This is a genomic window from Paenibacillus sp. 05T425 (assembly GCF_056396205.1).
The window spans coordinates 1-13,850 of the sequence record NZ_JBFTLA010000025.1; the positions used below are offsets into that span (position 1 = coordinate 1).

Genomic DNA, 13,850 nt, shown 5'->3' on the forward strand with positions numbered 1-13,850 from the left:
CGAACACGACCGTTAAGCCCTCCAGCGCCAATGGTACTTGGACCGCAGGGTCCTGGGAGAGTAGGACGTCGCCAAGCACGAGGAACCAACCGCATGTAGATGCGGTTGGTTTTTTGTTGTGCGCAGAAGCGGCGACTTACCTCTCCCAGGCTGGGAGAGTAACTGAACCTTCGATCGATGAAAAGGCGAGGAAGCAGGTTGGTTTTTTGATATTCAAACAAATGCTAACGAATCCTATGAACCTTAATTGTTCTAAATAAGGTTATACGAGCATGGTAAAGAACTCTGATAACCTTATTGGTCTTCTGAGTTCCTTAATGTGCTTTAATGTTACAGAATAGATACCTCTAGATTCGTTAAGTGCTCAACTGTGTAGGTAAGCGATGAATAGAGATATCTTGATTCGTTAGCCAGGAAAGGGGACGAGATGTCCCCAGGGCATGAAATGAGTTAACGATGATAATACGAGGCTTCCTTGGAGTCGAGCCTTACAACGCCGTCCTTGCGTTGCTTGCGAAGGGCGAAGGATAACATCAGCCTTGGTATGAGAAGCCATAGATGCCAGCATACGATGCTAATCATTAGCGATTCGTTAATCCACGGATACAGGAGGCCGATGATGCAGAGGCCAAGCCAGAACATTTGACGATGAACACGCCGGTAGACGAGCAGTGTAATATCGCTAGCTGGTTTGAAACCGATCCATGGCGGATTGATTCTCCAGATCCATTTGCGATCGGCAGCTTCCTCTACTTTAATAAACGTGAGCAGCATAATAACGATATGCAAGACTTGTACGACGGCAAAGCCGAATAGCCATGAGAAAAGCCCGTCCATTTGATACATGAGCATTTGGAAAGCGAGCAATAAGCCCGATATAAGAAGGTGGCTCATGATCAGCTCAGGCCGAATAACCTGGCGTTTAACGAGCATATACTGATAAATTGTAGCGTTTCGTTGGTCGGTTAGCGATTGGCGCATTCACGAACGTCCTTTCGGTGCGAATCATACATTCTCGTTATTATATCGGACTATTGTGCACGTATATGGAGAGCGAGCAGTAAACATTTTTGACTGAAATGGCGGAACCATCTGCGGAGTGGGCGCATACGATATATAAATATTTGAAATGGGCTATGAAACAAGTATAAAAAGATAGATTATGCGACATAATAGTAGCTATATAGGCAGGCATCAGAAAGCGGGGATTATAATGAATGATAATCGCGATCTTCATTGCATTATTTGCGGTCAACATAAGGCCGAGGGCGAAGGGATTCGAATTGTATCCGAATTTATTTGTACCGACTGCGAGAACGAGATGGTGAGAACGGATGTGAAGGATGCGAAGTATCCTTTCTTCATTCACCAGATGAAGCAAATTTTTATTGAAAAAAATGCATGAGCAGCCTCTTGCTACAGAGAGTTGCTCTTTTTTTTGCGTGCCGATAAGCTACAATAGAGCGTATAGAGCATTTAATCGAGCAGCTTTGAAGGAAAGGATAGTCTTATTATAATGAAGCCATTTATTGCGCCTTTATTTGAAAATGTAAGGAAACATGCCGATACAGATCCCGTCAGCCTGCACGTTCCCGGACATCGCGGCGGTCAAGCGATATCTGCGGTGAATGATAGTGAAGAGAATGATGAGTCATATATAGCTTATTATCAAGAAATAATGAAGCTCGATGTGACGGAGCTATCCTCTACCGATGATTTGCATCATCCTGAGGGTTCTATTCAAGAAGCGCAGCTGCTTGCTGCGAGTTGCTTCGGCTCGGAGGAGACATTCTTTCTTGTAGGCGGCAGTACGTCTGGCAATATAGCGCTGTTGCTTGCTATTTGTGAGCCGGGCGATGAAATCATTGTTCAACGAAATGTACATAAGTCTGTTATAAATGGGCTGAAGCTTGCTGGAGCAAAAGCGATCTTCCTGACGCCGCAATATGAGCAGCGTTCTGCTCTAGCGGTAATCCCTTCTCTCCAGGATGTTGAACGGGCGCTTCAGCAATATCCTGACGCTAAAGGTGTGTTTCTTACTAATCCGAACTATTACGGGATGGGTGTAGATCTAAGCGCTTATGCTGAAGCCATACATCGCTGCGATAAGCTGTTAGTCGTCGATGAAGCTCATGGAGCGCATTATGGATTGCATCCTGAGCTTCCAATTTCTGCGATCGCTGCTGGGGCTGACGCGGTCGTACAATCCACACACAAGACATTGCCAGCTCTTACAATGGGGGCGATGCTTCATGTACAGGGGGAACGGTTGCCTAGGCAAGCATTAAGGCAGTCGCTGGCGATGATTCAAAGCTCTAGCCCATCGTTTCCAATCCTCTCTTCGCTCGATATTTCCCGAGCAATGATTGATCGTTTCGGTCCCTCTCTATTCGCAGGGGCACTGGAGCAAGCCGCATCGTTCCGTAGCTGGGCCAGTGAATATGGCTCTCCGTTAGAAGTAATGGATGTATCGACCGACAGTGATCCTCACACCGCTACAATAAGCTATTGCGACCCTCTTAGAATCGTTATGTATGATCGCAGCGGCACTTTGACCGGATTCGAGCTGCAGAAGCAATTGGAGCAGCATGGCTGCTGGGCTGAGATGGCTGATCCGAGACATGTAGTCCTTATCTTTGGTATTCATATCTCTTCTGAGCATACGAGCAGGCTCAAGGAGGCTATATCAGCGATTGCCATGTTGAGCAAGTTAACCTTACCCGATGACGATAGAGCTCGTAAGAAGCCCGACACACCGTCTAACAGCATGGTGCATACATCAGATTGGGCCGAACGTATCTCACAACCGGTTTCATTTGCAAGATCAATACCTAAGCATGCGATACAGAAACGTATATCGTTAAACGAGGCGGAGAACTATAGGGCAGCGGAGATGGTCATTCCCTATCCTCCAGGCATCCCCGTTGTATATCCAGGGGAGAAGCTTACAAGAGCGTTGATCGATCAGATAGCGCGGTTGGCGACTGCAGGAGCTAAGTTTCAAGGTGCGGTTGATCCGGTTATGAATACAATAGGCGTATATGAGTAATTGTTCATTGTACTGGCTGGAACGCTTTGTTAGAATGGAAGGAAGCGGACAATATGCCGCTGTTAGGATAGACAATATTATTTTATGGTTAGGAGAAGCCTTAGATTGAAACAAGGTGTATTCATTACAATAGAAGGCGGCGAAGGCGCCGGCAAGACGACACTGATTGAACGGCTGGCGCATACGATGCTGCAGAGAGGGAAGGAAGTCGTCATTACGCGCGAGCCTGGCGGCATCCCGATAGCCGAGCAGATCCGCACCGTTATTTTGGACCGGGGCAACATAGCGATGGATGCAAGAACGGAGGCACTGCTTTACGCGGCTGCAAGGCGTCAGCATTTGGTGGAAAAGGTGCTGCCGGCGCTTGAAGCAGGCAAAGCGGTCATCTGTGATCGGTTTGTTGACAGCAGTCTTGCTTATCAAGGCTACGCACGGGGACTGGGAGTTGAAGAGGTATGGAATATTAACCTCTTTGCTATTCAAGAGCTGATGCCGCAATTGACGGTTTATATGGATATCTCGCCGGAAGTAGGTCTAGCACGGATCGCGCAGTCGGCGGAGAGAGAAGTGAATCGGCTCGACCTGGAGAAGCAGTCTTTCCATGAACGTGTACGCGAGGGATATATACAGCTGTTGCAGAAGTACCCGGATCGTATGGTGCGAGTGAATGCCGAGCAAACGCCCGAAAATGTGTTTATGGACGTTTTGGAAGTCGTTGATCGTCGTTTTGAAGGATTTTTTGCAACCGATGTCAAACTTTAAGAAGATCAAGAAGAATGAAATAACGTAATCTAATAGTAATCAAGGGGGAATGAAGATGAAATTAGTTATTGCGGTTATTCAGGATAAGGACAGCAATCGACTGTCGAATGCTCTTGTTCGTGAAGGCTTTAGAGCGACGAAGCTGGCAAGTACAGGTGGATTCTTGAGAGCGGGCAATACAACATTCATGATCGGTATAGAGGACGAGCGCGTTCATGAGGTGCTGCAGGTCATCGGATCGAACTGTAAGGTGCGCGATCAGTTGGTTACGCCGGTATCGCCTATGGGCGGCTCAACAGATTCTTACATCCCATTCCCTGTTGAAGTACAGGTTGGCGGTGCAGCAGTATTCGTCATTCCGGTCGAGCGGTTCGAACATTTCTGATTGGGCGTGATTAAAAGATGAAGATAGATCATGGATTCCGACCCGTCGGACAGAATAGAACGAATGCGGACCAAACTTCTAAGCCAGTGCAGGCGAAGAGTTTCGGTGATGTGATGGTGCAGCAGAATGACCAGCGCACGCAAGAGCAGATGCAGCAGAAGCTGCAGGACATTCATCGTCAAGGCGAGCGTCTTGCAAAGCTAATGACGGTGCGGGAGCTCAAGCTGTACCGCCAGATGGTGAAGTCGTTTCTAGAGGATACGGTCAGACGCGGAGTCGTATTGAAAGAAATTAAAGGGTTCGATCGCAGAGGACGCGTGAAGCGATATAAGCTTCTCGATGAGATCGATGAGTCTCTTATCGCAATGGCAGAGGAGCTGCTCGAAAGCGAGGAAGGACGAATCGATCTTCTAAGTAAGATCGGCGAGATTCGCGGAATGCTGATTAACCTGTTGTTCTGATAGAAAGGTAAGGAATAAGTATGAGTCTTGATCAAATGAGCGACCAATGGAAAGCGCTGCGTATTCTAAAGCATGCCCTAGGCAGCGGCAAAATATCGCATGCGTATTTGTTCCACGGGCCGTCCGGTACGGGACGAATGGCTATGGCTCGCGCCTTCGCCAAGGCGCTGTTCTGTACGGCAGGCGGTGATGATGCATGTGGTCTATGCCTCGAATGCCGTAAGTTCGAACATGGCAATCAGACGGATCTCATTACGATCGCGCCTGACGGTCAATCCATTAAGATCGATCAGATTCGCGAGCTGCAGCGTGATATGTCTTATCGGAATAGCGGTACGAAGTGGAAGATCTATATGATCGAGCAGGCAGACAAGATGACGCAGGCGGCTGCTAACAGCTTGCTTAAGTTTCTTGAAGAGCCGGTATCGCCTGTTGTGGCCATATTAATAACCGATAATGGACAAGCGGTATTGCCTACGATTCGCTCACGGACGCAGTGGGTACCATTTCTCCCTATGTCGCCAGAAGCTATGCTGGAAGCGCTAGTTGCGGAAGGGGCGCCTGCTCTGCTTGCGCGGACGGCTGTTCAGATGAGCTCTGGACTGGGCGGCGCTAGACAATTTCTCCAGCAGAATCAGTTTGCAGAAATAAGAAATCTAGTGATACAATTAGGCAAGGAGAGTTCAACCCGATTCACCACGGCGATGATCACTGCTGGGCAACAGTTATTTAAGACAGAACTGTCAGAGCATACACAATTGCTACTGTCGATGTTTGTATTATGGTTTAAAGATTTGATACAGTTCCAAGCCGGAAGGCAAGGAAATATCGTTTTTATAGATCAGTTGGATTGGATAGGCAAAAATGCTTTTCATCGATCATTTGCAGGCTGGGTGTCCTGCATTGAGCATACGCTTGAAGCGAGCAAGCGTATACGAGCGAATGTCACGCCTCAGCTCGCGTTTGAGCAACTATTGGTAAACCTACAGGAGGGCTAATCCTTGTATAATGTCGTCGGTGTCCGCTTCAAGAAAGCGGGCAAGATCTATTACTTTGATCCGGTCGAGCATCCCGTGAACAAGGACCAGCATGTTATTGTTGAAACAGCGCGGGGGATCGAATACGGTAAAGTGGTGGTGGGACAGAAGCAAGTTGGTGAATCGGATGTCGTCCTTCCTCTTAAGAAAGTGATACGCGTTGCTAACGATGTCGATGCCAAAGTCGTCGACGAGAACCGTGCAGCGGCTAAGAATGCATTCACTACGTGCCTGGACAAGATCAAAGGCCATCAGCTTAGAATGAAGCTGGTTGACGTAGAGTTTACTTTCGATCGCAACAAAATTATTTTTTACTTTACGGCAGAAGGCAGAGTGGACTTCCGTGAACTCGTCAAGGATCTCGCAAGCGTGTTTCGCACGCGAATCGAGCTTAGACAAATCGGTGTCCGCGACGAAGCGAAGATGCTTGGCGGCATCGGTCCGTGTGGACGAGTTCTATGCTGCTCCTCTTGGCTGGGCGACTTTGAGCCTGTATCCATCAAGATGGCCAAAGACCAGAACCTATCGCTCAATCCTACGAAAATATCCGGGTTATGCGGTCGCCTCATGTGCTGCTTGAAATATGAGCATGACAATTACGAGAGTGTTCGTGAGGAACTGCCGGCGGTAGGGAAAATCGTCATTACCTCACTTGGTGAAGGAAAAGTAACAGGCATTAATGCGCAAGCGAAGAGTGTATTCGTAAGTTTGTTTGATACACCGGGCAAGCCGAAGGAACTGCCGTTTGACGATGTCGTTATTAAATAGAAGGCATAGGCTGCCAGAGATGCTTATGCTGGAAGCTCTGGGGTGGGAACTTGGAGAAGAAAGATATAATTGTACAGATCGATGAGTTGGATACAAGGTTCGCTAAGTTCCATGAAGAGCTGAATGATCTGAAGCAGAAGATGAAAGAGCTGCTGGAGGAGAATAAACGCTTAAGCATGGAGAACCACCAGCTCCGTAAAGTATTCAAGCGCGAAACTGCGCCAGCGCGAGAAGCGCTGCTGAAGCCTGTCGGCGCTGAACGTGAGCCTGTACTCTTCGAGTCGCGGACTGCCCATGAGGATGTTCTAATTGCGGCAGGCAACGCTGTAGGAGAAGGCCATGATAATTTAGCGCGGCTGTATCATGAGGGCTTCCATATTTGCAATGTGTATTACGGGCATTTGCGGACCGAGGGAGATTGCTTGTTTTGTCTATCCTTTCTAAATAAATAATGCAATCCGTATTGACAAGCCGTCCTTACCGCAAAGGGCGGCATTTTTATTACCACATCAGAATGTGTACTTTAAATTTTAAGGGTTAATAAAGGAGAGGCATTGACGTGTCTGAATCTGTAATCTTGGCGTCTAATGAGCGTCTAGATGATTTAATGACGGAGAATGGGTTAAAAATTATACAGAGCAGGGAAGTGTTCAGCTTCTCGCTTGACGCGGTGCTGCTGTCACGCTTCGCCAATATTCCGAAACGGGGCAAGATTGTTGACCTATGTACAGGCAATGGCGTTATTCCGATGCTGCTAAGCACACGGACGAAAGCACAGATCGACGCAGTCGAAATTCAGCCGCGATTGGCTGATATGGCAAGGCGGAGTATCGAGATGAACGGACTGCAGGAGCAGATACAGGTCATCGAGCAGGATTTGCGGGTTTATGCGAAGGAAGCGGGTAACGGCGTCTATGATGCGGTTACGGTCAATCCGCCGTACATGCCTGTAACAGCAGGCGATCAGAACGAGAATGAGCATTATGCGATTGCTAGGCATGAAATTCATTGCACGTTGAACGATGTGATGCAGGCGAGCGCCAGGCTAGTGCGCCCTGGGGGCAAGGTAGCGATGGTACATCGCCCTTCAAGGCTGCTTGATATCGTAGAGACGATGCGCAAGTGGAAGCTGGAGCCGAAACGGGTACAATTCGTCTATCCTCACGCGAATGCGGAGGCGAACATGATATTAATAGAAGCAATGCGTGACGGGAAACCTGATATTAAGCTTCTGCCGCCGATAATGGTGTATGAGAACGGGGTGCAAATCGTATGAACGTACAGAAGAGCTTTGGCACGGACAACGCCAAACAGCCTTATGGCAGCTTATATCTCGTAGGTACGCCAATCGGCAACTTGGAGGATATGACTTATCGTGCCATTCGGACGTTGAAGGAAGTACAGCTTATTGCAGCCGAGGATACGAGGCAGACGCGAAAGCTTCTAACGCATTTCGAAATCAGCACACGAACGGTAAGTTACCATGAGCATAACAAAAACGCGAGCGGACCGGAATTGATCCGGCTGCTGCAGGATGGACAGTCCATTGCGCTGGTCAGCGATGCAGGGCTGCCGGCCATATCCGATCCAGGCGCCGATCTCGTACGCGATGCGATCGATAATGGTATAACGGTAATTCCGATTCCTGGCGCTAATGCTGCGCTCTCGGCGCTTATTATGTCCGGGCTACCGACCGACAGCTTCACATTCGCCGGATTTCCCCCGCGTGACCGCAAATCGCTTACGAAGTGGCTGCAGGAGCGGGGCGGAAAGCGTGACACACTGCTGCTCTACGAATCGCCGCATCGCGTTACGAAGACGCTGGACGTCATATTGGACAGTCTTGGCGATCGCCAGATTGCATTAGTTCGCGAATTGACGAAGCGTCATGAAGAAGCAGTGCGTGGAACGGTGAGCGAATGTATAGCTTGGTTCGCAGAACATCCGCCGCTCGGTGAATTCGTAATCGTTATTGCAGGTTTAAGCGAATCTGAGGCGAGTGAACAAGAAGCAGAAGGTGCTTGGTGGTCCGAGCTTGATATTGCTGCGCATGTTGCGCATTATGAGAGAGACATGGATCGCAAAGAAGCAATTAAGAGGGCGGCTGTCGATCGCGGCTTGCCGAAGCGGGATGTCTATAACGAGGTTAATCGCTAGAATCGGGATTGTGGATAAGTGGACAAAAAAAGACCTTCCTGGCCGGGTTCTAGCGCAGGAAGGCATCAAGGAGTATAAAAAGGTTAGAATTAACATGTGGATATAAATGATTATAACCTATTTTTTTTATTTTGTCACAGGAGAAGGCATTTCTGATAAACAAATATGGCAAACTATTTTTCCTTTGAAGTAAGAAACGTTCTCTGCATTACCACAGAAGATACATGCAGGCTCGTATTTCTTCAACATGATGCGCTCTCCGTCCACGTAAATCTCTAGCGCATCCTTCTCTCCGATTCCTAGCGTACGGCGCAATTCAATCGGAATAACAACTCGTCCCAATTCGTCCACTTTACGGACAATCCCTGTTGATTTCATCATGATCTATCAATCCCTCTCTTAGATAAATTGTTTCGCCATCGTTCGACATGTTTCTTAGGTTTATGTCTATAATAATACCAACGATTCCCAAAATAGTCAACCTAAAAATTTACTATAAATATCTGTATTTACGGGCATTTGACTACGAAATGGGGGCATACTACTCTGTAATAGAATACAACAGCTTCGACAATTTGGAAACTATTAAACGACACTATTCGACATTAATTCGACATAATGTGTCGAAACTATGAACGAAGGAGATGATCATAAAATGAGAGAGCCGCTTCAGGAAGAGAAGGTATTCAAGGATCCCGTACACCATTATATATACGTACAAGACCAAACGATTTGGGACCTTATTAACACCAAAGAATTTCAACGTTTGCGCCGAATTCGGCAATTAGGGACGTCCTACTTAACATTCCATGGCGCAGAGCACAGCCGTTTCTCCCATTCGCTGGGCGTATATGAAATTACGAGAAAAATTATTTCGCAGTTCGAGCGCAATAGCTTCCATGACTGGCCGAAGGAAGAGCGGCTCGTATCATTATGCGCGGCGCTGCTTCATGATGTCGGTCACGGTCCGTTCTCCCATTCGCTTGAAGAGGTATTCGATACCGATCATGAGGAATGGACGTGCAAAATTATTTTGGAGGATACGGAAATCAATCGAGTATTGCGGGCCGTATCCGAAGATTTTCCGAGCCACGTTGCTGCCGTCATTCAGAAAAAATATCCAAAACCGATCGTTGTCAGCTTGATATCAAGCCAAATGGATGCGGACCGGATGGATTATTTGCTCCGAGATGCTTATTTTACGGGAGTAAATTACGGTAATTTTGATTTGGAGCGCATTTTGCGGGTGATGCGGCCTTACAAAGGGCAAATTGTGGTTAAGGAAAGCGGCATGCATGCGGTGGAGCATTATTTGATGTCGCGTTACCAGATGTATTGGCAGATTTACTTCCATCCGGTTACGAGGAGCTCGGAAATTATTTTGAGGCAAATTTTCCGCCGGGCGAAAGAGCTGTACGAGAAGGGTTATTCCTTCTTATGGATGCCAGAGTCGGTCAAGCGGCTGCTCGATAATACGATGGCCGTCAGCGATTATTTGAAGCTGGATGAAGCGCTTGCGCAGACGGCTTTCATGCAATGGGCCGAAGAGGACGATTCACTGCTGGCCGACCTATGCGACCGCTTCCTGAATCGACGATTATACAAGTACATAACGATCGATGATCCTGAGCCTACTTTATTAGAAGAAATACGTTTGCTGTTCCTCTCAATCGGCATGATTCCGGAGTACCATATGGAGCTGGATTTCCCGTTCGATCTGCCGTATGACGTGTATCGTCCCGACAGACAAGAGGGAGAAAAGAAAGAAAAAGCGCCGATTTTGTTGTTGGATCATCAGGATGAAATAAGTGAAATATCGGCTAAATCCGACATTGTTAGATCGATCACCGGTTTACATCAGGGACAGTATCATTTGTATTTTCCAGAGGAGCCGCTCAGGATGAATATTTCGCAGATTAGTCCTCATTTGAAACAACTATTTCAGCTTAATGAAGGAGTATAACATCAACATGACATATTTATTTGATACGCATACCCATCTAGACTCACATAAGTTCGACGAGGACCGTAAAGAGGTAATTGAGCGAGCGAGAGAAGCGGGCGTTGATCTGCTGCTCAATATCGGCTTCAATCGGGAGACGATCCCGACAACGATTGCGCTTGCGGAAGCTTATGACTTTATCTACGCAGCGGTTGGCTGGCACCCTGTCGACAGCATCGATATGACGCCAGACGACTTGGAATGGATTGAACGTCTATGCGAGCATCCGAAAGTTGTCGCAATAGGCGAGATAGGACTTGATTACCATTGGGACACTTCACCTAAGGATGTGCAGCATCGTGTATTTCGGGAGCAGATTAGGCTGGCGCGAAAGGTGAAGAAGCCGATCGTCATCCACAATAGGGATGCGCATGAGGATATCGTTAAGATCTTGCGCGAGGAGAATGCGGCAGAGGTTGGAGGCGTCATGCACTGCTATTCCGGCAGTTGGGAGACGGCCAAAGCCTGCCTCGATATGAACTTCTATATCTCGTTCGGGGGACCGGTTACATTCCAAAATGCACGCGTGCCAAAAGAGGTGCTGAAGCAAGTTCCATTGGACCGATTATTGATCGAAACGGACGCCCCTTATTTGACCCCTCACCCGTTCCGAGGGAAGCGAAATGAGTCCGCTTACGTCTCTCTTGTCGCCCAGTCTGCTGCCGAGCTATTGGGTAAATCCGTGGAAGAAATAGCCAAAATTACGACCGAAAACGGTAAAAAATGTTTTGGTATTGTTTAAAAACGGTAGGAAACGAGAGATTCAATGACCTTTTAGGCGATAAAACTGGATTTTGTTCAGGAAATCTTTAATCTTTTCCGACTTTAACCAGCTTTTTCGCTTAAATCGTCTTTTATCGCTTCTTTACAACAGACCGCCCGTGAAGGTATGATTCATTTCAGAGTTATTACTTTTTGTATTGGATTTCCAGTTTGCGCTTAATCTCCGGAAGGAGAACGGGGGACCCAAGTGCGGGTATTTGAAGGACCGCGCTTTGATCTTTTCAGGGGTGAATTTCGAAGCCATTGCCATGAGCATTGCGATTTCGAATAGGGCAGCTCTCTTGCCCGAATCCGTCAGCTAACCTCGTAAGCGTTCATAGAGAGCGATCAACCTCGTGCACCCATTTTTATGATATCTCGTGTAGACATCCGAGAAGCCACGATACAGATCCTCTGTCGACGGCTTCTTTTTATTTTCGAATAATCGGGAAATCGTCGTCATAGGGTTAGTCATGGAGGTGAGAGGATCGAGAAAAGAAGTAGAATTACTGGATTGCGTGCTCGCACGCCAATATACTATAGTCGCGTCAGTTGTAATCATGCGTAACACTTGGCGGCGGGGCTATGAAGGAGGACCGATGAAATGGGCACAATCCAGGTAAAGGACACCCATGGGAAACGATCATCCAGCATGTCTTTCGCAATGCGATGGAAGCATGAAAATTTGCGTTTGATACTACTCAGTGCTATTATCTCAATCGCTATGACTTTCATGTTACTGGTGTTGTTGTACGGAACGGCTGTCAAAAGCGTCTCCGTAGTAGTGAATGGACAAGAAACCGTTGTAGAAACAAAGCAATGGGTCCTGCAACGCCTACTGGATGAACAAGCTATTACGATTGGCGAGCATGACAAGGTTTCGGTGCCTCTGAATGCAGCCATTAAAGACGGCGATCGCGTTGAAATTAATCATGCGGTGGCGGTCAATGTAACGGCGGATGGCAAGACATCAACGGTGTACACGACAGAAGGAACTGTGCAAGCGGCGATCGAGCAATTAAATATTTCTGTTCGTAATCATGATAAAGTAGTACCGTCGCTTAACTCATCTGTCGAAGAGGATATGTCGGTAACCGTTGTACGCGTCGATACGAAAGTATCGGAGAGCGAGCGGGCGATGCCATTCTCTATCGTGAAGAAAGAAGATCCGACGCTGGAGGTCGGCAAGGAGAAGCTGATCCAGACCGGTAAGCAAGGCCTTATCGTTGAGCATATTCAGAAGCAGTACGAGGATGGCGTGCTTGTTTCTAAGCAAATGGTCAGCAAAGTAATCGAGACCGCTGCTGTCGATCAAGTCGTGGCAGTCGGTACGAAGAAGCCTGAGCCGAAGGTAACCGTGCTCTCTAACAGTAGTCCTACTGTGGAGACGTTGACGAAGAACGGTGTAACGCTTAAGGCGAAGAGCATCTTGAAGAACGTCACGTTAACTGCGTATTCCGCTGGCGTGGAATCGACGGGCAAGGACGAAAGCCACCCTCAATACGGCATTACGGCGTCCGGAACGAAAGTGACGGAAGGAAGAACGATCGCGGTTGATCCGAAGGTAATCCCGATCGGCTGGTGGGTATTCATTGAAGGCATCGGATTCCGCCGGGCAGAGGATACGGGAAGCGCAATAAAGGGCAATAAGATCGACGTGTATTTCGGCAGTCAGAAGACTGCGGAGAAGTTCGGACGCAAGAAGGGTTACACCGTGTACGTTATTGGACCGAACAAACCGTCATCCACTTAGTGCTTTATCGGCAGCTAACTGTTTATCATCATCTTATCGTAATGTACAATTAAATATGCCATCATAAGAAGAGGCTAAGCCTCTTCTTTTTGTAGTTTTATTGACGCAAATAAGGCAGCAATTGTTGCAGAGTTATTTAAGTAAATGAGGAAGGGAATGATCTTAGTGATTAAGGAGATCATTGTCGTAGAGGGCAAGGATGATACCGTCGCGGTGAAGCGCGCAGTAGAAGCCGATACGATCGAGACGAACGGTTCGGCGATAGGCGATGAGGTGCTGCGCCGCATAGCGCTGGCGAATGAACGCCGCGGCGTAATTATATTCACGGATCCCGATCATGCAGGGGAACGCATCCGTAAGATTGTGGCAAGGCATGCGCCCGGCTGCAAACATGCGTTCCTGCCGCAGGAGAAGGCGCTGTACAAGGGCGATATCGGCATTGAGAACGCAAGCCCCGAAGCTATTCGCCAGGCGCTATCTGAGCTTCGAACGGAGACAACGGATACGGCTGGCGAGGTGACCTGGGAACACTTAATGGAAGCGGGATTGATCGTGCATCCCGATGCGGCTAATCGCAGATTGCTGGTAGGCAAGCTGCTTGGTATTGGCTATGCGAACGGCAAGCAATTTTATAAGCGTTGTACAAGCTTCCGCATCTCGAAGGCAGAGTTCGACGAAGCTATGCGCGAGATGGAACAGCAACTGGAGGGATAG

Annotated in this window: 16 protein-coding genes, 1 rRNA gene and 1 riboswitch; of the genes, 15 read left to right on the forward strand and 2 right to left on the reverse strand. The window is 48.0% G+C overall.

The window, feature by feature from the left end; all coding sequences use genetic code 11:
• A 5S ribosomal RNA gene (gene rrf, locus AC1DF0_RS30565) occupies window positions 1–77 on the forward strand; the annotation flags it as partial.
• 373 nt (window positions 78–450) lie between these two features.
• Here rrf and AC1DF0_RS30570 read toward each other — a convergent pair.
• Window positions 451–981: a transposase gene (locus AC1DF0_RS30570; RefSeq protein ID WP_442050077.1), complete on the reverse strand. Its 531-nt coding sequence runs from the start codon at window positions 979–981 to the stop codon at window positions 451–453.
• Window positions 982–1,213: 232 nt separating this feature from the next.
• Here AC1DF0_RS30570 and AC1DF0_RS30575 point away from each other — a divergent pair, with 232 nt between their 5' ends.
• The 10 genes from AC1DF0_RS30575 to rsmI all read left to right on the forward strand — a co-directional run bounded on the left by AC1DF0_RS30575 (window position 1,214) and on the right by rsmI (window position 8,619).
• On the forward strand, window positions 1,214–1,405 hold the full coding sequence (locus AC1DF0_RS30575) for a sigma factor G inhibitor Gin (protein WP_337103110.1): 192 nt from the start codon (window positions 1,214–1,216) through the stop codon (window positions 1,403–1,405).
• Between the two features lie 111 nt (window positions 1,406–1,516).
• On the forward strand, window positions 1,517–3,049 hold the full coding sequence (locus AC1DF0_RS30580) for an aminotransferase class I/II-fold pyridoxal phosphate-dependent enzyme (RefSeq protein ID WP_442050076.1): 1,533 nt from the start codon (window positions 1,517–1,519) through the stop codon (window positions 3,047–3,049).
• Between the two features lie 105 nt (window positions 3,050–3,154).
• A complete protein-coding gene (gene tmk / locus AC1DF0_RS30585) occupies window positions 3,155–3,811 on the forward strand; it encodes a dTMP kinase (RefSeq protein WP_442050075.1) in 657 nt (218 codons plus the stop codon).
• A gap of 55 nt (window positions 3,812–3,866) precedes the next feature.
• Window positions 3,867–4,196: a cyclic-di-AMP receptor gene (locus tag AC1DF0_RS30590; RefSeq protein ID WP_337103113.1), complete on the forward strand. Its 330-nt coding sequence runs from the start codon at window positions 3,867–3,869 to the stop codon at window positions 4,194–4,196.
• Between the two features lie 17 nt (window positions 4,197–4,213).
• Window positions 4,214–4,657, forward strand: a complete 444-nt coding sequence (locus tag AC1DF0_RS30595; protein WP_442050074.1) for a YaaR family protein — start codon at window positions 4,214–4,216, stop codon at window positions 4,655–4,657.
• A 20-nt stretch (window positions 4,658–4,677) separates the two neighbouring features.
• Entirely contained in the window at window positions 4,678–5,655 is a 978-nt protein-coding gene (holB, locus tag AC1DF0_RS30600; RefSeq protein WP_442050073.1) for a DNA polymerase III subunit delta', read from the forward strand.
• Window positions 5,656–5,658: 3 nt separating this feature from the next.
• Window positions 5,659–6,462, forward strand: a complete 804-nt coding sequence (locus tag AC1DF0_RS30605) for a regulatory iron-sulfur-containing complex subunit RicT (protein WP_475824532.1) — start codon at window positions 5,659–5,661, stop codon at window positions 6,460–6,462.
• A 50-nt stretch (window positions 6,463–6,512) separates the two neighbouring features.
• The gene (locus AC1DF0_RS30610) at window positions 6,513–6,914 is read left to right on the forward strand and encodes an initiation-control protein YabA (protein ID WP_442050071.1); all 402 of its coding nucleotides are present in this window, start codon (window positions 6,513–6,515) and stop codon (window positions 6,912–6,914) included.
• Window positions 6,915–7,069: 155 nt separating this feature from the next.
• Window positions 7,070–7,738 carry a tRNA1(Val) (adenine(37)-N6)-methyltransferase gene (locus AC1DF0_RS30615; protein WP_442050085.1) on the forward strand — a complete coding sequence of 223 codons (669 nt, stop codon included), beginning with the start codon at window positions 7,070–7,072 and terminating at the stop codon, window positions 7,736–7,738.
• Window positions 7,735–8,619, forward strand: coding sequence for a 16S rRNA (cytidine(1402)-2'-O)-methyltransferase (gene rsmI / locus AC1DF0_RS30620; RefSeq protein ID WP_442050070.1), 885 nt, complete (start codon window positions 7,735–7,737; stop codon window positions 8,617–8,619). The genes AC1DF0_RS30615 and rsmI overlap by 4 nt, the downstream gene beginning before the upstream one ends.
• Before the next feature lie 126 nt (window positions 8,620–8,745).
• Here the strand turns inward: rsmI and AC1DF0_RS30625 are convergent, their stop codons facing one another.
• Window positions 8,746–9,000: an AbrB/MazE/SpoVT family DNA-binding domain-containing protein gene (locus tag AC1DF0_RS30625; RefSeq protein WP_012772023.1), complete on the reverse strand. Its 255-nt coding sequence runs from the start codon at window positions 8,998–9,000 to the stop codon at window positions 8,746–8,748.
• A 274-nt stretch (window positions 9,001–9,274) separates the two neighbouring features.
• On the opposite strand from AC1DF0_RS30625, the gene AC1DF0_RS30630 reads away from it, so the two are divergent.
• From AC1DF0_RS30630 to rnmV, 4 genes are all read left to right on the forward strand, one after another.
• The gene (locus tag AC1DF0_RS30630) at window positions 9,275–10,582 is read left to right on the forward strand and encodes an HD domain-containing protein (protein WP_442050069.1); all 1,308 of its coding nucleotides are present in this window, start codon (window positions 9,275–9,277) and stop codon (window positions 10,580–10,582) included.
• 7 nt (window positions 10,583–10,589) lie between these two features.
• Window positions 10,590–11,363 (forward strand): TatD family hydrolase, encoded by a 774-nt coding sequence (locus AC1DF0_RS30635; RefSeq protein WP_442050068.1) that lies wholly within the window; start codon window positions 10,590–10,592, stop codon window positions 11,361–11,363.
• Window positions 11,364–11,547: 184 nt separating this feature from the next.
• Window positions 11,548–11,733: riboswitch (cyclic di-AMP (ydaO/yuaA leader) on the forward strand.
• 254 nt (window positions 11,734–11,987) lie between these two features.
• The gene (locus tag AC1DF0_RS30640; protein WP_442050067.1) at window positions 11,988–13,136 is read left to right on the forward strand and encodes a ubiquitin-like domain-containing protein; all 1,149 of its coding nucleotides are present in this window, start codon (window positions 11,988–11,990) and stop codon (window positions 13,134–13,136) included.
• 165 nt (window positions 13,137–13,301) lie between these two features.
• Complete coding sequence (gene rnmV / locus AC1DF0_RS30645; RefSeq protein WP_442050084.1) at window positions 13,302–13,850, forward strand: ribonuclease M5; 549 nt, start codon at window positions 13,302–13,304, stop codon at window positions 13,848–13,850.